The 24,442-nt window shown below is 38.8% G+C and carries 25 protein-coding genes; 9 read left to right on the forward strand and 16 right to left on the reverse strand.

The annotated features are described in order from the left end of the window. Positions 1-118: 118 nt before the first annotated feature. Together ACW0TQ_RS03155 and ACW0TQ_RS03160 are read right to left on the reverse strand one after the other, a co-directional pair. On the reverse strand, positions 119-850 hold the full coding sequence (locus tag ACW0TQ_RS03155) for a LytR/AlgR family response regulator transcription factor (protein ID WP_455725329.1): 732 nt from the start codon (positions 848-850) through the stop codon (positions 119-121). Further along, a complete protein-coding gene (locus ACW0TQ_RS03160; RefSeq protein ID WP_455725330.1) occupies positions 838-2,586 on the reverse strand; it encodes a LytS/YhcK type 5TM receptor domain-containing protein in 1,749 nt (582 codons plus the stop codon). The genes ACW0TQ_RS03155 and ACW0TQ_RS03160 overlap by 13 nt, the downstream gene beginning before the upstream one ends. Positions 2,587-2,836: 250 nt before the next feature. On the opposite strand from ACW0TQ_RS03160, the gene corA reads away from it, so the two are divergent. Continuing rightward, positions 2,837-3,787, forward strand: a complete 951-nt coding sequence (corA, locus tag ACW0TQ_RS03165; RefSeq protein WP_289584721.1) for a magnesium/cobalt transporter CorA — start codon at positions 2,837-2,839, stop codon at positions 3,785-3,787. 52 nt (positions 3,788-3,839) lie between these two features. Here corA and ACW0TQ_RS03170 read toward each other — a convergent pair whose 3' ends face one another. Next, the gene (locus ACW0TQ_RS03170) at positions 3,840-4,124 is read right to left on the reverse strand and encodes a YrhK family protein (protein ID WP_332093928.1); all 285 of its coding nucleotides are present in this window, start codon (positions 4,122-4,124) and stop codon (positions 3,840-3,842) included. A gap of 617 nt (positions 4,125-4,741) precedes the next feature. Between ACW0TQ_RS03170 and ACW0TQ_RS03175 the strand changes: the two genes are divergently transcribed. Together ACW0TQ_RS03175 and ACW0TQ_RS03180 are read left to right on the forward strand one after the other, a co-directional pair. After that, positions 4,742-5,692: a WD40/YVTN/BNR-like repeat-containing protein gene (locus ACW0TQ_RS03175; protein WP_455725331.1), complete on the forward strand. Its 951-nt coding sequence runs from the start codon at positions 4,742-4,744 to the stop codon at positions 5,690-5,692. Then, a complete protein-coding gene (locus ACW0TQ_RS03180) occupies positions 5,673-6,542 on the forward strand; it encodes a hypothetical protein (protein WP_455725332.1) in 870 nt (289 codons plus the stop codon). Before ACW0TQ_RS03175 ends, ACW0TQ_RS03180 begins: the two co-directional genes overlap by 20 nt. Before the next feature lie 114 nt (positions 6,543-6,656). On the opposite strand, the gene murQ is transcribed toward ACW0TQ_RS03180, so the two are convergent. The 7 genes from murQ to ACW0TQ_RS03215 form a co-directional block, all read right to left on the reverse strand. Next, complete coding sequence (gene murQ / locus ACW0TQ_RS03185; RefSeq protein WP_193062674.1) at positions 6,657-7,544, reverse strand: N-acetylmuramic acid 6-phosphate etherase; 888 nt, start codon at positions 7,542-7,544, stop codon at positions 6,657-6,659. A 32-nt stretch (positions 7,545-7,576) separates the two neighbouring features. Next, the gene (locus tag ACW0TQ_RS03190; RefSeq protein WP_193062673.1) at positions 7,577-8,599 is read right to left on the reverse strand and encodes a serine hydrolase domain-containing protein; all 1,023 of its coding nucleotides are present in this window, start codon (positions 8,597-8,599) and stop codon (positions 7,577-7,579) included. After that, on the reverse strand, positions 8,586-9,578 hold the full coding sequence (locus tag ACW0TQ_RS03195) for an N-acetylglucosamine kinase (protein WP_455725333.1): 993 nt from the start codon (positions 9,576-9,578) through the stop codon (positions 8,586-8,588). The genes ACW0TQ_RS03190 and ACW0TQ_RS03195 overlap by 14 nt, the downstream gene beginning before the upstream one ends. A 6-nt stretch (positions 9,579-9,584) precedes the next feature. Then, positions 9,585-10,457, reverse strand: coding sequence for a MurR/RpiR family transcriptional regulator (locus ACW0TQ_RS03200; protein ID WP_193062669.1), 873 nt, complete (start codon positions 10,455-10,457; stop codon positions 9,585-9,587). Positions 10,458-10,509: 52 nt separating this feature from the next. Next, positions 10,510-11,682 (reverse strand): anhydro-N-acetylmuramic acid kinase AnmK, encoded by a 1,173-nt coding sequence (anmK, locus tag ACW0TQ_RS03205; protein WP_193062667.1) that lies wholly within the window; start codon positions 11,680-11,682, stop codon positions 10,510-10,512. Positions 11,683-11,789: 107 nt separating this feature from the next. After that, the gene (locus ACW0TQ_RS03210) at positions 11,790-12,878 is read right to left on the reverse strand and encodes a DUF871 domain-containing protein (protein ID WP_256705592.1); all 1,089 of its coding nucleotides are present in this window, start codon (positions 12,876-12,878) and stop codon (positions 11,790-11,792) included. Positions 12,879-12,908: 30 nt separating this feature from the next. Continuing rightward, entirely contained in the window at positions 12,909-13,229 is a 321-nt protein-coding gene (locus ACW0TQ_RS03215; RefSeq protein WP_246528981.1) for a PTS lactose/cellobiose transporter subunit IIA, read from the reverse strand. A 270-nt stretch (positions 13,230-13,499) separates the two neighbouring features. Here ACW0TQ_RS03215 and ACW0TQ_RS03220 point away from each other — a divergent pair, with 270 nt between their 5' ends. The 3 genes from ACW0TQ_RS03220 (at position 13,500) to ACW0TQ_RS03230 (ending at position 15,509) form a co-directional block, all read left to right on the forward strand. Beyond that, positions 13,500-13,808: a PTS sugar transporter subunit IIB gene (locus ACW0TQ_RS03220; RefSeq protein WP_042531409.1), complete on the forward strand. Its 309-nt coding sequence runs from the start codon at positions 13,500-13,502 to the stop codon at positions 13,806-13,808. Positions 13,809-13,834: 26 nt separating this feature from the next. After that, positions 13,835-15,106, forward strand: a complete 1,272-nt coding sequence (locus ACW0TQ_RS03225) for a PTS sugar transporter subunit IIC (protein WP_256705591.1) — start codon at positions 13,835-13,837, stop codon at positions 15,104-15,106. A 97-nt stretch (positions 15,107-15,203) separates the two neighbouring features. Further along, positions 15,204-15,509 carry a hypothetical protein gene (locus ACW0TQ_RS03230; protein ID WP_193062663.1) on the forward strand — a complete coding sequence of 102 codons (306 nt, stop codon included), beginning with the start codon at positions 15,204-15,206 and terminating at the stop codon, positions 15,507-15,509. Positions 15,510-15,600: 91 nt separating this feature from the next. Here ACW0TQ_RS03230 and hmpA read toward each other — a convergent pair whose 3' ends face one another. Continuing rightward, positions 15,601-16,818, reverse strand: coding sequence for an NO-inducible flavohemoprotein (hmpA, locus tag ACW0TQ_RS03235; RefSeq protein ID WP_455725334.1), 1,218 nt, complete (start codon positions 16,816-16,818; stop codon positions 15,601-15,603). Between the two features lie 308 nt (positions 16,819-17,126). On the opposite strand from hmpA, the gene ACW0TQ_RS03240 reads away from it, so the two are divergent. Further along, on the forward strand, positions 17,127-17,567 hold the full coding sequence (locus ACW0TQ_RS03240; RefSeq protein ID WP_193062659.1) for an RrF2 family transcriptional regulator: 441 nt from the start codon (positions 17,127-17,129) through the stop codon (positions 17,565-17,567). Positions 17,568-17,834: 267 nt separating this feature from the next. Here ACW0TQ_RS03240 and ACW0TQ_RS03245 read toward each other — a convergent pair whose 3' ends face one another. From ACW0TQ_RS03245 to ACW0TQ_RS03265, 5 genes are all read right to left on the reverse strand, one after another. Next, a complete protein-coding gene (locus tag ACW0TQ_RS03245) occupies positions 17,835-18,704 on the reverse strand; it encodes a GNAT family N-acetyltransferase (protein ID WP_256705589.1) in 870 nt (289 codons plus the stop codon). A 115-nt stretch (positions 18,705-18,819) separates the two neighbouring features. Next, on the reverse strand, positions 18,820-19,824 hold the full coding sequence (locus ACW0TQ_RS03250) for a LacI family DNA-binding transcriptional regulator (RefSeq protein WP_042531387.1): 1,005 nt from the start codon (positions 19,822-19,824) through the stop codon (positions 18,820-18,822). Between the two features lie 152 nt (positions 19,825-19,976). Then, complete coding sequence (locus tag ACW0TQ_RS03255) at positions 19,977-20,915, reverse strand: dihydrodipicolinate synthase family protein (RefSeq protein WP_193062655.1); 939 nt, start codon at positions 20,913-20,915, stop codon at positions 19,977-19,979. A gap of 106 nt (positions 20,916-21,021) precedes the next feature. After that, a complete protein-coding gene (locus ACW0TQ_RS03260) occupies positions 21,022-22,299 on the reverse strand; it encodes an Nramp family divalent metal transporter (RefSeq protein WP_193062653.1) in 1,278 nt (425 codons plus the stop codon). A 107-nt stretch (positions 22,300-22,406) separates the two neighbouring features. Then, entirely contained in the window at positions 22,407-22,667 is a 261-nt protein-coding gene (locus ACW0TQ_RS03265) for a hypothetical protein (RefSeq protein ID WP_193062651.1), read from the reverse strand. 162 nt (positions 22,668-22,829) lie between these two features. Between ACW0TQ_RS03265 and ACW0TQ_RS03270 the strand changes: the two genes are divergently transcribed. Next, the gene (locus tag ACW0TQ_RS03270; RefSeq protein ID WP_289584709.1) at positions 22,830-23,999 is read left to right on the forward strand and encodes a short-chain dehydrogenase; all 1,170 of its coding nucleotides are present in this window, start codon (positions 22,830-22,832) and stop codon (positions 23,997-23,999) included. 198 nt (positions 24,000-24,197) lie between these two features. Beyond that, a complete protein-coding gene (locus ACW0TQ_RS03275) occupies positions 24,198-24,419 on the forward strand; it encodes a hypothetical protein (RefSeq protein WP_193062647.1) in 222 nt (73 codons plus the stop codon). The last annotated feature ends 23 nt before the right edge of the window (positions 24,420-24,442 follow it).

Raw genomic sequence — 24,442 nt, forward strand, 5'->3', positions numbered from 1 at the left:
ATACGTTTTCAATAAGTATAGAATATACAAAACAGGAGAAGGGGAAATCAGGAACAAAAGGTTATTTTTAAGCGTTATGATGTTCTTTCAAGAAATTAAGATGCATTGAAAGAAAGCATCAGATTTCTAATTTAGCACGTAATGCTTTTATATAATTTCTGCTGACGGAAAGCGTGTCTTTACTTCCTTCTAATTGCAAATGATAAGCGCCATTAAACCATGGAGTTAATCGTTGAATATGCTCCAGATTAACTAAGAAGCTTTTATGAATTCTGAAAAAGCCATACGCTAACAAGCGATTTTCCAGTTCTTTCAGCGGCGTTTTGGTATCAAATTCTCCCTGCTTTGTGATTAATTTTGTCCGTTTTTCTATTCGTGACATATATAAAATATCTTTCAGATCTATATAGTGAATATCTCCTTCCACTTCTATCGCCAGCTTTCCACGTTCCTTCCCTTGATTTGTCTGCTCTTTCACACCACGTTTTTTCTCCAGCCGCCCGATTGTTTCTTTCAACAGTTCTTCATCATAAGGCTTCAATAAATAATCTACAGCATCATAGCGAAAAGCCTCTGCAGCAAACTGCGGATATGCTGTAGCAAAAACGACCAGCGGTGGCTTTTTCAGTTCTTGTATCGCCTTCGCTACTTCCATTCCGCTCACTTTTGGCATTTCAACATCTAAGAAAATAACATCCGGTTGATGCTGCATAGTCTTCATGATAGCTTCCTCACCTGATTCTGCTTCTTGAACAGATTGTATTTGTGTGAATTCACTTAGTAAATGCTTTAATTCTTCCCGGTTATATGGTTCATCATCAACGATAAGCACTTGCATTAACTGATCCATTGCTTTTCTTCCTCCTTATGCGACAGGACAAAATAAATATTGGTCCCTTCCTCGTTGGTTCTTACTTGAAGTAACGCTTCCTCGCCAAACAGAATACGCAGCCGCCGATTTACATTGTAAAGCGCTAAGCCATTTCCTGATGTCGAACCTATCGGTGCTTGACGTATTTGATTTGCTGCTTCTTCATTCATCCCCATGCCATTATCCTTAATCTCGATATAAACACTGTCTGGGTGTTTTTTCATCGTAACCTCTAAGACACAATCGCTTTCTTTATCTTTAAACCCATGCATGATTGCATTCTCAACGATTGGCTGCAGGGTTAAAGGCGGAATCACTTCCGATAGCGCCTTCTCATCAATTTGATAATTTACCGTTAACTTATCTTTAAATCTTTCTTCATTCAAGGACAGATAAGCCTGGACCTGTTTTAATTCCTGGTCTAAAGTCGTTATTTTTTGTGTGGTAGCGGATAGATTCTGCCTAATAAAATGGGACAGGGAAATCAGCATTTTCCGAGCTTTCCCCGGATGAAGACGGATAAGTGATACAATTGTATTTAATGTATTAAATAGAAAATGCGGATGAATCTGAGCCTGAAGCGCTTTTATTTCTGCTTCTTTGGCCAGCTGATATACACGTTCTGCCTGACCAATTTCCAGCTGATGACTGATCATGGAGCTTAACCCTGTAATCAATTCCATATTAACGTTGGTCAAGTCATTTTCTGACTGAAAATAAAATTTTAGTGTACCTATAATTTCACCCTGTTCTTTAAGAGGAGCAATCATAACAGCTTCCAGCGGACAATCTGGGTTTGTACAATGAATCGATTCCGCTGTTGCCATTTTGATTTTCCCGCTTGCTATGGTTTCTGCAGTAATTTTTGTCTGAATTGGGTTTTCCTGCTGATGGTGGTCGTGTCCAAGTCCGACATGTGCAAGGATAGCTGTCTTATTTGTGATGGATACAGCGCTTGTGTTTAACTCTTTATGAATAATACGGCAAACTGCCTCTGCTGCTTCTATTTGCAAGCCCTTACGTAAATGCGTCAGTGTCTGATCTGCAATTCTCAACGTTTTTTGAGCCTGTACAGCACCTGCTTTCTCTTCTTCCTTCAATACACTTTTAATAACCAGCAGAACAAGCACTGAGCCGATGCCGTTAGCTAAAATCATTGGCAGCCCAATTAAATTAACTAGAGCCCAAGCCTGCTCTATCGGCCGGGCTAAAGCCAGAATAACCAGCATTTGTACTGCCTCAGCAATCGCCCCCACAAAAAAAGCGGTTTGCAGTTTAATCCGTTTATTTTTCTTATAGAACAGACTTGCAATAATTCCTGCAATCATTGTGGCAACACCACAGGCTATTGCTGTAAACCCTCCCAGCGTAAAGCGATGAACTCCGGCAATCACCCCGGCTCCAATACCAACCTTAGGCCCTCCGAGTAACCCAGCGATAACGATGCCAATAACCCTTGCGTTTGCAATCGCTTCTTCTGACATCAAGTCCGTTGCCCAACGGTTAAATTGCAGGCTGTCCGTATTTACATTCAGCCCTGTATATGTACCGATAATCCCAAAAAAGGCGAAAAAAAGAATAGCTGTAAGATGCTGCTGACGATTCAGCTGATCCTGATAAAACATTTTCCGGAAGAAGCGAAACCTTGTCAGCACAAAGGCTATTGTTACAATAATTCCAACTCTTTCTACTAACGTAATTAATAATTCAAACATGATAATGCTCCCTTCCGTTTTAATCAAATCTCGAAAACGCTCTCATTATTATAGCAGTTTCCTAGATAGTTGAAAATTGGTTATCAATCTACTATCAATAAACCCTTACCGCCTTCCTGTCTACTTAAATTCATCGATGGTAATATAACCGTAACCTTGGCACACAGCTTTAAAATTAATACTTTATCCGCTTTCCATATAATTATCTTTTATTATATACTTTTAAAAAGTGCAAAAAAGGAGTTTCATTATGCCCATCTCAATACATTACCAAACAGCTTCAAAAGAATGGAAGCAGGCAGAAAGTGATGCAACGGTTCCCAGTGATGCCCTTTTTATTTGGTATGATTTTGTACAAGCCAGTACAGAGGAAAGTGAATTGCTTACCACCCAATTTCATTTTGACCCGCTGGCCATTGAGGATACGATTAAAACAGTGTCACGGCCCAAGCTGAAAGAATACCCAGAATACCACTTTTTAGTTTGTCATCTTGTTAATGCAGATGATTATCGCGCACGGGCGGTAAACCTGTTTATGAAAGATCATATTCTTGTAACCTATCATCAGGATGATCTAAACAAGCTGGGCACTATCGGAGAGGAAATTCAAAAACGCTATCCGTCCCAGCCTCTTACTCCGGCAGATGTCGCTTTTGTTATTTTAGATTTTATTGTGGACAGCTATTTTGAATACGTGTACCACGTAGAAGATGAAGTATTTTCCTTTGAAGATCGGCATGTCAATGATACAGCCGATAATAAGCTGATGGAGGACGTCTTTCAAATCCGGGCGGTGATGATTAAATTAAAGCGTGTTATTCTGCCGATGCAGGAATTGATACAGCATTTAAAAGATGAAACAGCCTTCACCAAAACCAAGAAACAGCAGCTCTACCTTCATCATATTGAAGACCATATTATTAAACAAATGAACATCATTAAATCTGCACAGGAAATGACCAGTGATATCCGCGATAATTATGATTCGTTAAGCTCATACCGTTTAAATAATGTAATGAAGATATTAACTCTCGTTTCAGTTATATTTTTGCCGCTCACGTTAATTACCGGTATTTACGGCATGAATTTCTCGCATATGCCGGAGCTGCAATGGGATTATGGGTACGTTGCAGTGCTTGTTGTTATGCTGCTTATCAGCATGGGGTTAATCATTTATTTCAAATTAAAAAAGTGGTTTTAAAGAACAGAAATGATATAGCAGTTAAAATCATGTTTAGCTGCTATATCATCAGTCAAATGTTTTTATCCCGCTTCTGCTTTTGTTTCACCTTAGACAGATGAAAATCATGGATAATCGAAATGATTGGACGTACCAGCATCTGAATGCTTCCGATCACAAACAAAACGGTCCCGGCAAACATTGTATTGTCACTGAAAAACAGAAAGCTGCCAGTCAAAAAGACGAGTCCGAGAATCAAATCATTTAACTGATAGAGCAACTTATAAATTGAAGTTACTTTTAATTCGACCCTGCTTACATGCAAATCCAGTTCTTGGTTACTTTTAGGTAATAGCATGCCGCTCCTCCTCCATTTATTGCTGTATGTGTAATCGGAAATCCTTCCCTCTCTTACACGATATTTTTCATGCTATTATTTTAACAAATAACCTACTCCAGAAAGAAAAATAGTTTTGTTAAAAAGGATCAACACCAAAATCTATGGTTGGAAAATATAATTAAATGTGATAAAAGCAACTAGCTAGCGGAGGAAATACACGTAGACTCCTATGGGAAAGCGCAATGGTCTTCGATGGGGCGAGTAATCGCAGTCCCAGTCCCAGTCCCAGTGTGAAGACCCCGCAGAAAAAAAGCGAACTTCTTTTTTTCTACCCGCGGGGCATAAGTGCGACTTTGCTTCTGTCTGCGCCTGACGGCTTGCCAATCAGCAAGTCTTCTTTAAAGGAGATGAGCTCGGGGCCCATGGAAAGCGTAGTGTATTTCCGTAGCGGTCGCTTACAGCAAATTTATATCTACTATGTCACCCATAGATTTTGGTGAAGAGCCGTTAAAAAATAAAAGAAGTTTTTTCGTTACACATATATTTCATCTTTTTAACTATGTTATACTTTTTTGTGTTCTAATTTAGAATGAATGTTTCATTTAAAAATAAATCGTCCAAAGGGAGTCTTCTTCGTGAAATCTTTTGTACTTGGTATATCTGCTTTAATGATTGCCTTATTAACTATCATCAGTATTTTCGTTTACCAAAAATCTGATTTTTTTATAACCTCTCCACCAGGATTTTCTGAAATAGACGATACCACTGTTTCAGCACCTGGAGGACCAGCAGCTGACGCCCTGCGCCCAGTTGATTATGAAGCTTCCATTAGTTATTCCTTGCAAAACGATGAGCTGCGTCTCACCTATAATCAGGGGGAAGATTGGGTGAACGTACCAGTCGAGAAAGAGCAGCTATTTTCCGGAGAATATCAAGGAAACAAGCAAGAATTGATGGAGCACAGCTATATACTGACGGAAGACCGGGCTGCCTTCTTACATGCAAAATCATCAAATCAACGTCTGCGAAGCATTTTTCTCACTTATTCTTTAGATCAGGGAGCGACATGGGAAACGTCTGAAATAACCGATGCTTTTCCAGCAATGCGTTTTAGAAAAGTTGATTTTGTAAATAATCAATTTGGTTATGTCATCGTTTCGGGTGATCGCACGATGTCTCAGGAATTTTCTACCGTCTTCCTAACCCATGACGGCGGAGAAACTTGGGAGGAGACCAATAATTCAGGAGTATCAAGAATGATTGCAGACGGCGGATTTGTAGATGAATCAACAGGTTTTTTATCATTTGGAACCATTGATCCCGCAGAACCAATGCTTTATGTGACACAAAATGGCGGAGATAGCTGGGAAGAAGCTGCATTTCATATTCCTGAGGAATACAATCATGTCTTTGTTATCGCCGAACCCCCCGTACAGGAAGAAGACCAATTGACTGTTTTAGTGAACCAGGGCCCTAATGGCGATTATGCCGGCGGTTTCGTTAAAGGAAAATTTGTATCTGAAGACAATGGAGAAACATGGGACTTTTTAGAGGAGGTGGATCCTGATGAAACAGCGTCAGAATAAAGATAGAAAGTGGCAAAAAATCATTGGTGCTATTTTATTACTTCTTGCAATTGGCTTTTTCTGTTTGCAGATGGGCTACCTCTTTATCCGGTCCAGCCGTTTAATTGATTATCTTGATCACAGGCTTTTTTACATTATCAATATCGCCTGTATGGGTTTTCTCTCGTCTGGGGTTTTTCTTTTTATTTCCACGACAAGAAGGTTGAAAATCATTGGTTCAGGTATTGTACTTCTTCTCATCGTGGTACAGCTTATCATGCTCTTCAATAGTAATAACCTGATTAAAAGCGTAACAAGTCTGTCTCCCGACCGGAAAAATGTTTTATCTATTAAAGAAAATCTGCAGACGACTGAGGTCGTTTATTATCGGCCTTATTTCGGTATTATTGGTCGGCCGGAAGAAAGACTGCGGTCTCCAGTAAAAGGAGACTTTAAAGTAGAATGGCTGGCTAATGATGCGGCGGCAGTTACGTATCAAACTGTTGATAACAACACGCAGCAATTTATCGCTACCTATGGAGATCGCGGAGGCGGAACGAGCTACTATTATGTAGGTGCTGAGATTCACGGTACTTGGCAGGGGGAAAACGTACAGCTGGTCAGTGATACAGAAGGGATTTCTATCACAGCTGATGGCGAATCCGAACATTTTGAATGGGACGATATCCATCAGTTCGGAACGCTTGCTGTCGTTTTAGAAAAAAACAACGAGGCTGCCTGGACTGTCTCTTTGGATGAAAATTTTCAGGTTAATGAAGATACACCAGAGCGGCAGAATGGAAATATTACATTATATCAAGCCACGATGGATGATAATGAACCGATAGAGCTGACTATGCAGAGAGAATAAAGTAGATGCACTTCGGCTGAGGGAACTATTTTCAGAGAATATGAGTATGAATCTGGAATTTCAAGCCTGCAGATAACCGTATGTATCTGCAGGTTCAAGGTTTTTTCGGACATATTATACACTATTCAATTCTCCTATGGCTTTGACAAAATTCCCCTTGTACTTGTCCAGTTTTTCCTGCGCTGTTTCCAACTCAACGCCAAACATCTGCATTAAAATAGCTGCTTTTGTATTACCACCTGCTTTATCATAAACTTGCGCAGCTTCCTTATCATCTGCCTGCGTCAACTCTTTGATAATAGAGATTGCCCTCTTACGCAACTTATGATTCTTCGCCTGCAAATTAACCATCAAATTTTCATAGACTTTTCCAGTCCGCACCATTGTTGCTGTGGACAGCATATTTAAAACAAGTTTTTGAGCCGTTCCCGCCTTTAGCCTTGTAGAACCTGTGACAACCTCCGGACCAACGGGGAGTTCGATAGCTATATCCGCATCCTGCGATAGTTTTGTATCCTCGTTGCAAGAAATGCCAATCGTTGAAAGCCCTAATGATTTGGCTTTATTCACAGCACCTAATACATAGGGTGTTCCGCCGCTGGATGCAATACCGACAATGACATCTCCTTGTTCTGCAGCCTCCTCTACATCTTTTCCGCCAAGCTGTTCATCATCCTCTGCCCCTTCTACAGCTACACGCAGTGCGCCATCTCCTCCAGCAATAATACCTTGAATGACGTCAGGGGAAACGCCAAAAGTCGGAGGACATTCGGAAGCATCCAGAACACCTAACCTCCCGCTTGTTCCTGCCCCTAAATAAATGACTTTATTCCCTTTTTCTATCGCTGCAACCATTAGCTCTACAGCCCTCTCTATTTGAGGCAGCACGTTCTCAACAACTTCAGGCACCTTCTTATCTTGTTCGTTCATCAATTGTAAGATGTCATAGGTAGATTGTTCATGTAAATGATAGGAATGTTTATTTCTCTTCTCCGTCAGCATATATTAACTCCCTTTCCAAATGTTAATTTTTACTAGGTAAGCAGCGTTTCATAAACCATCGTGTGAAACTTTTTTCTGATTTCAGACAATCGATGCTGTCGTCCATAGTGCACCATATTGGTAAGCAGGACCGTAACGATTTCTTCTTTTGGGTCAATCCATAAACTTGTGCCTGTAAATCCAGTATGTCCAAACGAGCCGATGGACCAGGCTGACCCGCAAGTTGTTCCAAGCGTCTTATCATATAATACTTCAAAGCCTAAACCTCGATTTTGAATTACATTTTCTTTGATTAAAGCCATTGTCTCCGGTCTTAATATCGACTGCTTTTCTGGATACAGCCAATAAGCAGCATAGGTCGCTACATCCGAAATATTAGAAAATAAACCTGCTGAACCGCTAACACCGCCTAAATGATAGGCTTTTTCATCATGCACCTCACCATGAACGTATTTTCCGGAAACTTTTTCTGTCGCAGCAATCTTATTTTTTTCTATTTTGTCAGGAAGAAAGCCTGTGTCTTTCATCCCCCAAGGTTGATACAGCTCCTTATCCGCAAAAACATCCAGCCGTTGGTTTGTTATTGCTTCGACAACTTTTCCTAAAACAATCATGCCAATATCACTATATAAAACCTGAGTCTCTGGCGGGTGAACTGCTGTACAGTTTAAAATTTCCTTCCATACGTCTCTTTGCTGATACCGGTTTTTAACAGATAAATCTGCTGAAACACCTGAGGTATGCTGTAAAAAATGGCGAATGCTGATCTGCTTTTGCGGAAACGCAGGTATATATTTATTTACTGCATCGTCTATATGCAGCTCATTTCGCTCATGTAAAAATAGAATGCTCGGCAGTGTACACATAATTTTTGTTAAAGAAGCCAGGTCAAAGTAAGTTTCTGTAGTAACAGGGATTCTCTTTCCTTCATTATTTAAAAAGGAGCCTGCACTTCGTAACGTTTTCTGTTGTTGATGATGCCTGACAAGATAAACAGCTGCAGGAATCTCATCCTTTGTAACTAATTCCTCTAAATACCGTTCATAAGCCTTCATTTATGCCACCTCTTCTCCCTGTATCTGACAGCATTCGTTTGATTTGTTCCGGCAAATAGCCCTGCTGCTTTAGAACAAGAGCTATACTTCCAATCACTGGGGAATTTTGTGATTTCAAAACATTTAATGAGGGAATTGCAGCTAGTTCTGCTTTCACCTTTTCGACAATGAAATTATTTTGAAAAATGCCTCCTGTCAGTACAAATGAAACAGCCTCGCCCGTTGTTTGAAACAGCCTTTCAAACAAAACCTGACCTCGTTTCGCTATTTGTTTAGCTGTTTCTTGAATAATTATTATTGCGATTTCATCTTTCATTTCAGCTGCTTGAAAGACATAACTTGCGAATGCAGCCACACGCTGTTTTTCAAAATGTTGATAGATTATAGGAATCAATTCTTCTATACAAACGATTTCTTCTCCATCCAAAATAAGGTCTGTCAGCGCAGTTTTTTGTCCCAGCCCGTCTAATTCATTGAATACAGCTATCAAGGCTTGCGAGCCTAAATCATAGCCGCTGCCCGGGTCTCCTCCAATCACGTGACCCCATCCGCCAACCCGGGCAGTCCTTGATTGATGCACCCCAAGCGTTATTGCTCCTGTTCCGCAGATAGACACAATACCATCTGCGCCGAATGTTTCTGAATAAAGAGCAATGGTTCCATCATGCTCCACAACGATTTCATTAATGGGGAAGCTATGCGGTGTTGTTTTTTGAAAGTATTCGACCCATTTTTTCCGGTCCGCTTCTCTGCCTAAGCCTGCTATACCCAAACCTAACGATACCTCTGTATTATCCGAAAAATGATTGTGTTCATAAGCCTCGCTTATGATTTGGCTGATGACTTTAGCAGAATGAGTATAGCTGGTACTGTGGGGATTTGCAGCCTCTGCTTCCGTTTCCCATACATGCCCCTCTGTTTTATGAAACAATAACGCTTTCGTTTTCGTTCCACCGCCATCAATTCCCAAGATATACATTTATCATCACCCTTTATGTGGATTCCGAAATTCCTTTTGCAACACTTCTCGTGTCTTATTAAGATAATATAAGGTGGAATCATAACTTCTTGAAGCAACGCCGGTAAACAAAATATCAATGATATTAAGCTGTGCCATCCGTGATGCAGTTGCTGCACTTCTAACCAGTTCTGACTCAACAGAGGATACATATAAAGGAATATCAGCCATCTCAGACAGAGTATTCTTTCCGTACCTTGTAATCGTTATCACCGTTGCATTATTTTTTTTCGCATTTTCAATCGATGAATTGACATGCTTTGTTTCTCCTGAATAAGAAATCCCGACTGCCACATCCTTTTCTGTTAATGTAACGGAGGAGGTCAACTGTAAGTGCGCATCTTCAAATGCGGTACAATATTTGTTAATTCTTAAAAATTTCTGCTGTGCGTCCTGTGCAATAACCTGTGAAGCAGCCGCTCCATAGAAATCAATTCGATTTGCCTTATCTAATGCTTCAATGGCTCTCTCCACACTGGATAAATCAAGTATCTTCAATGTCTGCTCAATAGATTGTATGTTTTTCTGTGAAATGATATCCATAATGGAGCTTACCTTTTCCCCTGAGGAAATTTCTGTATTGTTATAGTTGCTCAGCTCACTAGTTTGCAAATTCCCAGCAACTCGCAGCTTTAAATCTTGAAATCCGGATACGCCTATGTTCTTACATAGACGTATAATAGCGGCTTGGCTGGATCCGCTTCTTTCAGAGAGTTCTTTGATTGACAGCCGGACTGCTTCTTCCGGATGCTCTAATATATAATTTGCGGCATTTCTTTCAGCTGGTTTGATGATATTCAATGCTTCTCTAATTCGGATTAATCCATCATTATTTCTCATTTTATAAAACCTTTCATTGTTAATTTTTCGACTTGTGCATCGTATAGACTTATTATAGAAGGAAATTTGGATTAACTCCATAAGGAGGAAGCGTTATCTGCCCCAATATAACCGGCTCTCTGGCACCTGTCGCGTTAGGTACATTCGTTTTTTGCTGATGAATGGTCTCATTCGCCAGAACAGCAAATCCGACTGCTTCCTTCTCATCTGCAGTTATCCCTATCTGTTCCGCTGTGTACACATTTTTAGAAGGCAATAAACTCTGGAGCATTGTGATTAATGTCTTATTATTTCCTCCCCCTCCGCTGATAATAATGTCTGTAATATCTGTTTTGGGAAACACAAATTTCTGATAAGCATCCGCAATAGAATATGCCGTGAAATAGGTGGCAGTCGCTACTAAATCCTCGTATGGCAAATCTTTATGGTTCTTGATAACTCTAGAGGTAAACGTTTCTCCAAACTGTTCTCTTCCTGTTGATTTAGGCGGCTGAAGAGCAAAGAAATCATGTTCCATCCATTCTGCTGCGATAGCTTGATGAACCGTTCCTTTTTTCGCAATTGCACCTTCTGCATCATAGCCCACCTGAAACAATTTTCTGCACAGGGCATCAATAATCATATTCCCCGGGCCTGTATCAAATGCATAAATCGTTTCTAAAGATGAATCCTTTTCCATAACCGTACAGTTTCCAATGCCGCCAATGTTTTGTAAAATTCTTCCCTTATGCTGATCTCTATATAATAACCAGTCAATATACGGAATTAAGGGAGCACCTTCCCCTCCAGCAGCAATATCCATCATTCGAAAATTGGAAACAACCATTGTTTTGGTTTCATAAGCAATCACCGAGGAATCTCCTATTTGTAAGGTGGACCGCACCTTGGAGCCATCTGCTTCAGGAATATGATAGACCGTCTGCCCATGAGAGCCGATTAAATCAACATCTTCTAAATTGACCCCAGCCTCTCTGCAAACCCTTTTAACTGCCTCTGCAAAGGAATAGCTTAATTTCACATTTAAGCTGCACAGCTTTTCAACATTTGATTTATCAACGTCCATAGCATCCAATAATTCTTGTTTTAAAGCACCATCATAGGGCCATGAAATGCTTTTTATAATATCGATTTCTGTATCGGTGCCATAACCATCTATTTTTACAAGTGACGCATCCAGACCATCTAAGGATGTCCCGGACATTAACCCTACAACCAATTTACTCATGTCATCTCCCCTTTACGAAAATTTTCATGCTACACAACAGAAAAAGCGCCACAGCCTCCGTCACACTGTTTACCTAAACATCTGATAAGATACCCTTCATTCTTTGCTTATGCTCTTGCCGTAAATGCAAACTTTTCCCATGGCTTTAAATAATCAATTAAGAAAATCTCTTCCTCTCTAATTCTTGCAACTACGTTGGATTTACCGGAATTGACCATATCTTTTAAAGCAATCTGCAATTCTCCGGCATACTGTTGATATAAATCACTTTCTATAATGATATCTCCTCTTTTTATATCCGGCGTATGATGAGCCGGGAAGGTATGCCCGCGATATTTCACTCTGCTCTGCGTAGAACGAATCATATAATCGGAAACGTCTCCCCTGTAAAAATGCGGCTCACGAAAAATAATTTCTTTTTCCAAATCACTTGCGGTAGAAACCGTATCGACAGTAAACGTTATTTTCTCCTTGTTTATCTCACTGAGGCGCTTCATTTCCGCTTCAGATGCATAAGCATTACTGATAATGACATCATCAATAACGTTTGTAGCAAATAAATGCTTCGCTTGCACGTCAATTGGCAATTCACGATGCATCTCAACTGTCGGCAGACCCTCTACGATTGGCCAAGGTCCAAAAGCAGCATCCTTGGAAGAGATAAAAGCTGCTGTTCTCAAACCATGCTGTTTAAATTTCCGGCTGCATTCCATAAAAAAATCATAGGATAGCCCGGCGTAGCAATGCGGGTAAAAGTTATGGCATCCTGTCAGTTTAGATAAATTAGGCTGATAGCTTAACAGATTTTCCAGATATTTATTGGAGTTACTCATATTAATCTCGATGCTCAATCCATAAGAATTATACGTCATCATTGCTTCTTCATTACCGGTAAATCCCATATCTAATCGGATACCATCCACTCCAAGATCAGCGAAAAAAGATAAGTCTTGATAGGAAATATTCAATGCAGCAAATATGCGCGGACTGATATCACAAATCACTTCCATTTCTTTTTCTTTCGCAAAAGAAATTGTTTTCTTAAAATCAGAGATTATTTTTTCTTTATCCCCTTCTACGGATAGCAGACAAGTGAAGATACGTTCAAAACCATATTTCCTTGCTGTTTGTATATATTCCAAGTCTTCTTCGACACTTGATTTATTGGGATAGATGGAAATACCAAGCTTTTTCATTTCGAACACCTCTCTCCTCATGTATTCATTTTAATTCTTCTCTAATTCGGAAATTCTTTTTAACAGCTTAATCATATTTTCAATCAATGACATTTCACTTATCGCTGCCATCAGATGGTCTTGGGCGTGAACCATCAGCAAAGTCATTGGAACACCTTCTCCATTCAACTCTGCTTGAATCAGTTTGGTCTGCGTATTATGAGCCGTGTTTAGTGTTTGATTTGCTTCTTTCAATTTCTCTTCCGCTTGCTGAAAATCATTTTCATGCGCTAGTTCAAGCGCTTCATAAGCCATTGCTTTCGCATCTCCACCATTCGATATAATTTCAAAAATTTCTTTTTCCATATCCATCTGAACCCCTCCCGCTGATTTCCGCATGATAGCGGATTGAATTTTAATTTTACAATTTTAAAATATATTTGAAATTTTATTTTATATATTCTATAATACAAGTATATGAAAGCCCTTTCAAGAAATTAATCATTTATCCAAAAAAATATTTTCAGGAAGGAGGCCACCAATAAAAAAATCGAGCTTATTTTTAAGTTGCTTACTGTTTATAGGAAACGGATAAAAGGCTGCAGTAAAATCCAAATAATTATTTTTAAAGGACGTGACGTGATGAAAAAAGTATTATTTGTATGCTCTGGTGGAATGTCGAGTGAAATTGTGGTGAATGCATTAAAAAAAGAAGCGGGAAAACACGGACAGGATCTTGACGTAAAGGCTGTAGGTTCCAGTGAGGTAGACGCAGAACTTGACCATCATTGGGATGCCATTATGGTTGCACCGCAAATAAGACACCGCTTTAAAGGCATCAAGGAAAAAGCGGATGAACATGGCGTTCCATGCGGATCCATACCTGCTCAGGCCTATAACCCATTGGGCGGACCTACGTTATTAAAAGCGCTGAATGAATTGATTTCATAGCTCGGGATGGAAAGGAGTTACGTATCATGGCTAAATTTACAGATTTTTTGGAGGAGAAGGTTTCTAATCCGATGGCCAGATTGGCGGAACAAAGACATCTTTTAGCTATTCGTGATGGTGTTATTTCTTCCCTGCCATTCATTATTGTAGGGTCTTTCTTTTTACTTATTGCCTCTCCGCCTTTGCCCGAATCATGGGCAATTACTCAATGGGCGGCAGATAATGCAGCAGAAATATTAATCCCTTATCGGATGACCATGTTCATTATGTCCCTTTACGTCGCATTCGGTATTGGCTATAATCTAGCGCAATCCTATAAGGTCGACCCTTTGTCAGGGGCACAAATTGCAGTTGCTTCTTTGCTTCTTACCATTACACCAACAGTAATTGATGAGTTGTTTTATTTACCAATGGAGTTTCTCGGCGGAAGCGGTCTGTTTGTAACGATTATTGTTTCCATCCTGTCTGTAGAAATCTTCCGAATATGTAAACAGAAAGGGATAACGATCAAACTCCCGGATGCCGTCCCCAAATCTGTCAGCAGATCCTTTGAAGCACTTATTCCGGTAGCCATCGTTATCGTATTAATGACTCTTATTACGGTAGTTATCGGAGTGAATTTGCATACAGTTGTTGAAAAGCTGGCCGCTCCGCTCGTTACAGCTGGAGACAGTTTATTTGGTGTATTAGTCCCTGTTTTTCTCATTACCTTTTTCTGGTCGTTTGGTATCCATGGTGTTTCGGTTGTCGGATCGGTCGCACGTCCGGTATGGGAAGTATATTTGTTAAATAACGGAGAAGCCGCCGCCGCAGGAGAGGTTCTGCCTCATGTTGCCCCTGAGCCTTTATACCAATGGTTCATATGGGTCGGCGGCTCAGGCGCCACACTTGGTCTTGTTATTGTGATGATCTTATTTGCACGATCAAAATATTTAAAAAATCTAGGCAGAACAGTGAGTGTACCTGCCCTTTTCAACATTAATGAACCGGTTATTTTCGGACTGCCGATTGTCTTAAACCCGATACTGATTATTCCTTTTATCATTACACCTATCGTTCTTGCAATTATTTCTTATTTTGCAACGTCCATAGGTCTGGTATCGCCGACATTTATACGAGCCCCCTGGACGCTGCCGGCTCCAATCGGCGCTTATCTGGCAACGGGAGGTGATTGGCGGGCTATCCTCCTGGTTCTTGTCAATATCGCGATATCCGTAGCAATCTATTTCCCATTCTTTAAAGTCTATGATCGAAAAATGGTGGATTTAGAAACGGAAGAAGATAATACAGCTCCATAAGACGAAACGTCACTCAGCGGGAGCTTTACGGACGATTCTCCGTAATAAATTCAAGAGAGGAAATCAGCAGGTTTCCTCTCCCAGGGAGGAAAATATAATGGAAGAGTCCAAATTAATACCTCGTATCAGCTTTAAAGGGGTGCTTGTGTTTTTATTTATATTATTTGTTGGAATGCTCGTCTTTCCGACTTTCTTAAGTTATTTCCAGCTTCCGGATGCAGTAAGCTATTTTATCAGCGCCGGGATAGCAGCTTCATTAGGTATTGGCATTGTTCTTACCAAAATAGACGGGAAAGCGGAAGATAAACCTTATTTCAAAAAACGTATAATCGTTGCCCTTCTTGTTGGATTTGTCAGCAGTGCTTTAATGACCTTTGTATTTGGAGGAGATGTTATTGGTTAAGGAAAGGATTAAACAAAGGCAATTGAGGAGGTTCTCTAAAATTTATTATCAAGTTGAAAAGGCTGGTTTTTTCAACCAGCCTTCCCATTGTTTAATTCGCTATCTCATCCATTGGCGCAAATAATTCAAAGTGAATATCATTATCTGCCACATTCATTTCTCGTAAATGACCATGCATCGCACCCATAAATCCTTTTGGACCGCATAAATAAAAAGATGCGTCCACCATTGGAATAACTGTTTTTAGCCAATCCAAGTCAATATGCCCTTCTTTATCACATACCCCTGCGTCTGTATTATCCGCATAAACCGTATATTGCGTTACTTGTTTATTGGATTCTGCAATAGAGGCTATTTTATCCTTCATTGCATGATAGGCGCGAGATCTTGCCGCATGGATAAAGATAACTTCTCTCTCCGGCTGTTCTTCTACCACTGTTTCCAGCATACTCATTAATGGGGTTAATCCAACTCCTCCGCTGATTAACACTAGTGGTTTTTGTTCTGTTTCGTTTAATACAAAATCTCCAGCTGGCGCGCTAATTGCCAGAATAGCACCTTCTTCTATTTGGTTATGAAGATAATTAGATACAATTCCTTCCGGATGATGCTCATCTTCCCGCTTCACACTGATTCGCAAGAAATCCTGTCCCGGCGCAGTGGATAAACTATATTGACGTAAATGGTCATAGGCTTCCCCTTCCATTTGTGCTTTTACAGTAATATATTGTCCAGCTTGATAAGGTGGAAGCTTTCCGTTATCTGCAGGCTTTAAATAAAAAGAGGTAATGACTTCACTTTCCGGAACTTTCTTAGCAACTGTAAAATCACGAAATCCAACCCAGCCTCCTGGCGTATTTTGCTTTTCTTCATACATTTCTTTTTCTACGCTGATAAACACATCTGCAATCACGCCATATGCTTTTTCCCATGCATTAATAATGTCATCTGTAGCAGCATCTCCAAGCACATCCTTGATGGCAATTAATAAATATTTTCCTACAATCGGGTATTGTTCTGGTCTGATATTTAAGCTTGTGTGTTTATGCGCTATCTGTTTTACATGCGGCAGGATATCCTCTAAATGCTCGATGTTTGCCGCTGCTGCATATACTGTATTTGCCAACGCTTTTGGCTGTCCGCCCTTCCGCTGATTGGTCTGATTAAAAACATTTTTCAGTTCCGGGTGATTTTCTAACATAATTTTATAAAAGTGTCCTGTGATTGCTTCTCCGTGCTCCTGCAAGACAGGAACCGTTGCCTTTATTGTTTCTATTGTTTTTTGATCTAATCCCGCTGTTGTTGCCATTATAAAACACTCCTTTGTTAAATAGTGAAAATTCACTCCATGGAGGGCTGCTTCCCTCTTACAGAGTTTTAGCTAAATCAATCGGGGTATTCACGTCCGCTGCTTCCCGTTTTCTCTTCATAAATCACCTTAATCCTTGAAACAGAGAGGTTACAGACGATTGCACCAAGGTACATTTTATCTTGATCATTTAAAAGATGTATTTTGAATACATCTTTTATTTTAATACGGTTAAAATGTGAATTCAATGTGTCAAAAGCAAATTTATGTTACAATTATGTGAAACAATTAACAATTGGAGAGATATCATGAACTTAAAAAAATATACAGACTTCTCCTTGCGCGTCTTGATTTTGGCAGGTTTAAAGTCAGGGGATGAACTTTCGACAATTAAAGAAGTATCCGATGTGTATGCCATCTCACCAGAGCATCTGAGAAAGGTTGTCCATGATTTAACCAAAAGAGGATTACTGACCTCTGTAAGAGGCAGAAATGGGGGATTTCGTCTTGCTAAGCCTGCTGCTGACATCAATATCGGATTATTGATCCGCTCGCTGGAAAGTGATTTCAATTTACTCGAATGCTTTGATAAGGGAACCAACCATTGTGTGATTTCACCAGGATGCTCCTTAAAGCATGTCCTGAATAAAGCGTTATTTCAATTTTTTAAAGTGCTGGAAGAATATACATTAGAGGATTTAATACAGAATGAAGAGGAACTGAAGGAATTGATGGGGATGAAAGATTAATTCGGGGGATGATCTTGTATTTCATCCTGTTATTTACAAGACGGCTAAGGCAGCCCACTACAAGACCCCCCCCTATCTCAATTTGATTATTAAAATGAAAAAGCCGTGATTTTTACTAATGGCCTGTATAGTGATATCCTCTAAACTTATTTAACGAAGCCGGAATTAACGGAAGGTCATTCCTACCTTTTTGAACAATCTCTTAAATAAATAAAAACAGCCTTTCCTGGAAAAGACTGCTTTTACTCCTTACTCACTGTATATCCGCTAGTACTGAATTTTATAATGAATCAATGTATCTCCCTTTTTAAATCCTATTTTTTCATAAACATGATTCGCATGATGGTTGTCGGCATCCACAGTGAGATGTATCTCATCTATTTTAGGAAAAGCAAATATAGCTGTTAACACTTCCTTTAATAAAAGCCTTCCAAATCCTTTATTTTGATACCTGTCTGCTACGGCAATATATTCTAATGAAGCCTCTGAAAGCTCTTTGTTTATTTCAAAATAAGCATAACCAACGAAATCACCATGATCATCCTTCAAAACCTTCAGTACATTATTCTTGTTTAACCTGTTCCGAATTGTTTCTGCGTCATAATATGTATTTGGAAAAATGCTGTCATGCAGCTGCCGGAATGCTGGAAAATCAGGCTCAGTAAAGAAACGGCATTTTCGTTCATCAGCGTTTTCAAAACGGTTCCGATAAATAACTAAATTTAAGTGTTTCCTTCCTTGTTTTGCTCCAATCTGTTTCATAAATGCCTGCTGCTTTCTATTTTCTTCGTTAATAAAGAAGGAAAAATACTGAACAGATGGATATCGATCGATTAATCGCTGCCAAAGCTGAACATCCCATTCCATTCTTTCCGTCTTATTAAACGGACCCCAGACTTCTGCTTCGTTATTCTCTATATCCAATCCGCAGGCAGCCATCATTTCTCCCGTATTGCGTTTAGCTATTAGAAAGGAAACTTCTCCCTTCTCATTCACAAAGTCTTCTTTAAGCGCTTGTAAAATATCCGCTTTATCTGTTCCGCAGAAACCAATATGATTGGTCTTTTGATGATTCATATCCGCAAGAAAATCAACTAATAATTCAAGGTTATTTGCTCGTTCTATTATAACGGTCATCTTCATACACCTTCTTTTATAGAGCTAAGCATGTCATTTTACAAAAAGGTTTTTTGTAAAATGACAATAGCACCGGGAAAATTCTGTTCGTTCTTAATTAATTATTATATTCAAACTAATCCTTCACAATTCCAGTTGTGTCTCTTGAAATAAAATCCATTTCAAAAACTATCTCTTTTTTGCGAATTTGTTTACCCTTTAACAAATTAATTAAAATTGCTGAAGCTCTTTTTCCTATTCCAATCAAATCAACATGCACGGTCGATAGCGCAGGAGTAATATGGCTTGATAATGGCACATCATCTAATCCAACAACAGATAAATCTTCAGGTATCTTTAAACCAACTTTTCCGGCAGCTTTGATTAAACCAATTGCTAAATAATCAGATGAACAAACAAATCCAGTTATTCTTGAATTTTCAATTAAAAATTTTTCTAAATCCTGATTTCTTGCTTGTATTTCAAATTCACCCACTTCAAACACATTATTTTTAGTGTATTCCATATTTAATGACTCTATTGTATTTTTATACCCTCTCAAGCATTTCACACTATGCATAGAGTCCATAGGCCCATTTATAAAACCAATATTTCTGTGTCCTAATTTGTAGAGTTCTTCTACCGCTTTTTTGGTCCCCATCTCGTCATTTGGCCGTACACAAGGGAATGGCGAATCTTCTAAATAACTACCGATTACTACAATCGGCAATCCGATACTTTCTAACCATTCTAATTTCAACTCTTTGTATCTCGGAGCAAATAATATTACTCCATCAACTGATTGAGTTTCCAGCAACCTTTTTTGCTGCAGGGAAGTAAAAGACATCACCATATTGTAATCTGTTTTATCTAAACCTTTCGCAATACCTTCTAGTACAGTAGAAAAAAAAGGGTTATTTAAAGTAAATGTACCTCTGGGTATTACTATAGCAATATTTCCGGTCGATTTCATAACTAACCCACGAGCACCCATATTAGGACGGTAATCTAGTTCATCCATGACTTCGCGTATTTTTTTTTCAGTTTCTTTGCCTACACCTGGTTTTCCACTTATGACTCGTGAAACCGAGGCAATTGAAACTCCTGCCTTTAATGCAACATCTTTCATACTGACAGTCACTATCTTATCCCCCATTTAATGATTGTTGTTTTTATTATAAAACATTCTTACACCAATTCATAGAATAGGGATATATGTAAAAGCTAATATGTTCTTTTTCCAGGAACATACTAGCTTTTTATTTATCATAAAACATTTTTAATTAATAATACTTATACTTCTACAGATAACCCTACTTTTTTAAGTCCATCAGATATTTCTTGTTTTTCTTCCTCAGTTAATGGTAATACTGGACGACGAGCTAGAGAACTGCTGATTAAACCACGTTGATACATTGCTTCTTTCATTCTTAAATGTGAGGTAGATGAAGGTTCATCCATCTTATAGATTGCCTGTTTTAATTCGTAAATACGATCATATACTTTATTAGCTTCTGCTAAATTTTGATTCTTAACTTGTTTGACCAGTTCTGCAATCAAATCTGGAACAAAGCAACCGAATCCTACTAATGCACCGTCAATACCTTGTACAAGTGTCGGTAACAAATATTCATCGTGGCATGTTAACAGTGAAACATCTGGCGCATGCTCCTTAAGCGCTCTTACGTCTACTTCATATTGTGCCATATCACGTTGACCGATTTTAAAGGAGACCACATTAGGTATTTTCGCCATTTCCAATAATTGACTCGTCGTATATGATGGTTTAGTCCATGTAGGATATTGATGGACTACAATTCCAATATTGACCGATTCAGCTACATCTTTAAAAAATTCAACAGGTGAATCCGGCTGCATTCCAAAGCGTAACCATGAATGTGGAGGCATTAATAAAATTCCTTCCCCACCAGCTTGCTCAACTGCCTGACTATGTTGAATGGCTTCAATTGACCCTTCTGCAGAAACACCAGAGATTACTGGAATACGCCCTTGTAATTCATCTGCTGCTATCCTTACTGCTTCTGCACGCTCTTCCGGTAATAAAGTCATGATTTCTCCCGTATGCCCATTAACCACTATTCCATTTACACCTTCATGACTTGCCACCCATCTAACTAATTTACGAAATTCTGGTTCTTCAATTGAATAATCATCCTTAAAAGGAATTAATACTGCAGGAAATACTCCACTCCATTTTTCTTTATTTTTCATTATAATCTCCTCCTGTTTTTAACGTAAACGTTTACGTAATAATGGTAAAACGGTTTCATTATATTGTCAATAATAAATAATGACCTTATATAAATCCTTCCGTTTATTAACTGAATATTTTAGAAATTACATCTATAATTACAAAAGTAATTAATATTAAAGAAAATAAATAACTTATGGTCATACATACTTGCAATAATTTTGGTTTTTTCAAGCCTTTATTTACTTCTTTGTTATATAAAAGCAAACACATAAAAAGGCCTCCAAACGGCGCAGCAACAGCCGTAGCTATATTTGCCACATATATCAATTGTATTGGTGACCCTCCATAACTGAAACTAACAACTGCAGAAATAACCAAGACAACAAGAGACCCCCAACGGACACTTTTTTCTTCTAAGCCAGTCGGTTTATTAAAACCTGCATTTAATAATACAATTGATCTGTGTGTGTTTCCCAGAAGTGATGAAAACGCACAAGCAACTAGGGCAAGTCCCATAACTATACTTGCAGCTCTTCCCATAAAAGGAACTAGCATATCCGCCAGCTGCGTAGGAGAGCTTATTATTACTTGATTAGGAAATAACACAATAGCGCCCACTAGAACTATTGCGCCGCTCACTAATATTACTCCCGCTATATGCGCTATCGAATCAGCCAGCATACCGCCATTAAATAAATCAGCTTTTTTCCACTTTTTCTCTTTGCTTAAATAAGTACCATATAACGCAGTTGTAATAGAAGCATTTGTACTAATAAAACCTAATACTAAAGCTAAACTTCCAACCGGAAAAGTCCAATGGCTTATTCCGTACGCTAATTCAACTAAATTTGGTCCTCCAGTTTGAAATATTGTGGCGTAAAAAGCCAATATTAACCCAATAACACACAACATTGATATCTTTTCCACTTTCGAATATACACCTTTAGAAAAATAACAGTACACTAGGAAGGCCAACATAATTAACGCACCTATTTTCCAGTCTATCCCGAATAGCAGATTCATACCTGCACCTGTACCAGAAATATTCCCTATAGTAAAAAATACACAAGATAAAAAAGTTGTTATTCCAACAATCTGAGCAGCTAAAGGGCCAAAATAATGTCTAATCGCATGTAACGCTGGCATGCCAGTCAAAAGAGCTACTCTATATGTTGTTAATAAGAAAGATATACCCATAAAAGCAATTGGTATCATAATCCAAAGTAACGAGTATCCATACATCGCCCCTACCATAGAAGCTGTTGTAATCGCTCCAGGTCCAATAACAATCCCAGCCAATATTATACCCGGACCAATTCTCTTCATTAAATCTTTAAAAGGAAGGCGCCTAATATTGGATTCATGAACAGGTTCTTGTTCAATTAGGTTTTCCTGGCTCATAATCTACCTCCAGTTCCATTTTCCTTAGTAAACGTTTACGTAAAATTAAAATAACACGAAAGCGCATACAAAGTCAACGTTTTTATAAAATACATTCTGAACTTTCTTTATTTTCTTTTTCTAAAATTATTTCTTGTTTTACCGCAAGCTCTCTTTACCTCAGCGTACTGTACAAAATAATATATAAAAAAGCCAATCACCGGTGGCCCAATATAATCAATTACATTAGCATAATTACTTCGTATAACCATCATCAACAAGGAAGCAAATAAGAACACACTAAAAAATCGTATACTTAATGGAAGCAATTTCTTTTTTTCCTTTTGAAATGCTTCTTTTGTGGATACTTCTTCCGTTTCGAAGTCCATTTTTTACCACTCCCCCACTTTAATGTAACACAAAGATTAATTTCAGAAAATAACAATTTATTTAGCAGGAAAAATGAATAGGTTTCATTGCTGATTCGCGCAAACGCTTTTACAATAAACATAAAAGGTCCTGCTAGAAAATATAAGGAGAGGAGAGATTTTTTGCAGCATTATCCTTGGGAAGCTTTGACAGTGGAAGAAATAAATCACCTGATGAAAGATGTCTCTGTGTCATGGTGGATTGCTGGAGGCTGGGCGCTTGATTTGCATTATGGACAGCAGACAAGAGAGCATGGCGATATGGATATTTTGATTAGAAGCGAAGATTTAGATGCACTAAAAAAGTATTTAGGAGAAAGCTATGAATTATTTATTGCTGATAACAGTATGTTGACACAGCTGGAAGATTCTGAAAGCCTAAGCGTAGCATCAGGCAGTCTTTGGGTCAGAAAGAAGCAGGGAACAAGCTGGTTATTCGAAATCATGCTAATAGATTCAGAGAATGACGAATGGATTTACAAAAGAGAGAACCAAATCAAACGGTCTATCAGCAGGATTGGAGCACTCACAGACGATGGTATACCCTATATAAAGCCAGAGATACAATTGTTATATAAGGGCGGCAGCTCTGTTATCAGAGAGAAGGATCATAAAGATTTAGAACGGCTGCTTCCCGTTCTGAAAAAGAATGAAATAAAGTGGCTTTATTATTCATTACGTCAGCAATTTAACGGGAAGCATCCGTGGCTGGAAATCATCCATAATAAAATGAAAGACCTCCCTGCCCACACCTTGGTTATCGGCGGAACAGGAATGTTATCCACTGCTTCTTTATGGCTTGCTGATCATTCAGATAAAGTTTCCATTATCGCACGCAATCAGACTAAAATGGAGAGAGTACTTAACAAGTCGGATGCGGCTTCCTCTATTACCCCGTTATTTGTTAACTACAAAGATAGGGCGGGGCTGAAAGAAAGGATTAAAGCAGCCATCCTTCAGAACGGTCCAATCGATTTGGTTATTGCATGGATTCATTCGGATGCGCACCATGCGTTAGATATTATCTGTCATGAAGTTGCACAGGAAATTCCAGCTTGGAAACTCTATCACATCTTAGGGAGCAGCTCCAGTTTAAATCAAATAAAAGATGCTGCTGTAAAGAAATATCCAGGCTGCCAGTACAGACAAATTCAGCTTGGATTTATTTTAGAGAAAGAAGACTCCAGATGGCTAACACATCAGGAAATCAGCGATGGAGTGATTGATGCTGTTGTTCACAATCAGGAAATAAAAATTATTGGAACATTAGAGCCTTGGGATAAGCGTCCTTGAGTTATACAAATACGGATACTTTTATGAAGAAGTTGACGGAGAAATAAATAAAGCTATATGAACATTTTGTCCATATTTGAAACGAAATATGACATGTTGTACCTAAATCCCTTTACAAATTATTAACAAAAGCAATTTTTCTGATTTTCTTTGTTAAAATCGGGTAAGAGCATACATTAGAAGGAGTGATAATACATCATGCGATTGAAAAAATCTTACCTTGCAGCCTTAGGAGTTTCATTGATGCTTCTTCTTGGAGCATGTCAGGACGATGAAAATGAAGAACCGGATAATCAAGAACCAAGTCAAGAAGAAAATGACAATGAAGATGGAGCGGAATCAGAAGATACAGAGAAAAATGATAACGAAGGTGGATCAGATGAGGACAAGGTGGAGGACATTTTTGAAGGCGGGGAATAAAAAACCTATCTAAAACATATTCA

This window comes from Oceanobacillus sp. M60, assembly GCF_053839645.1.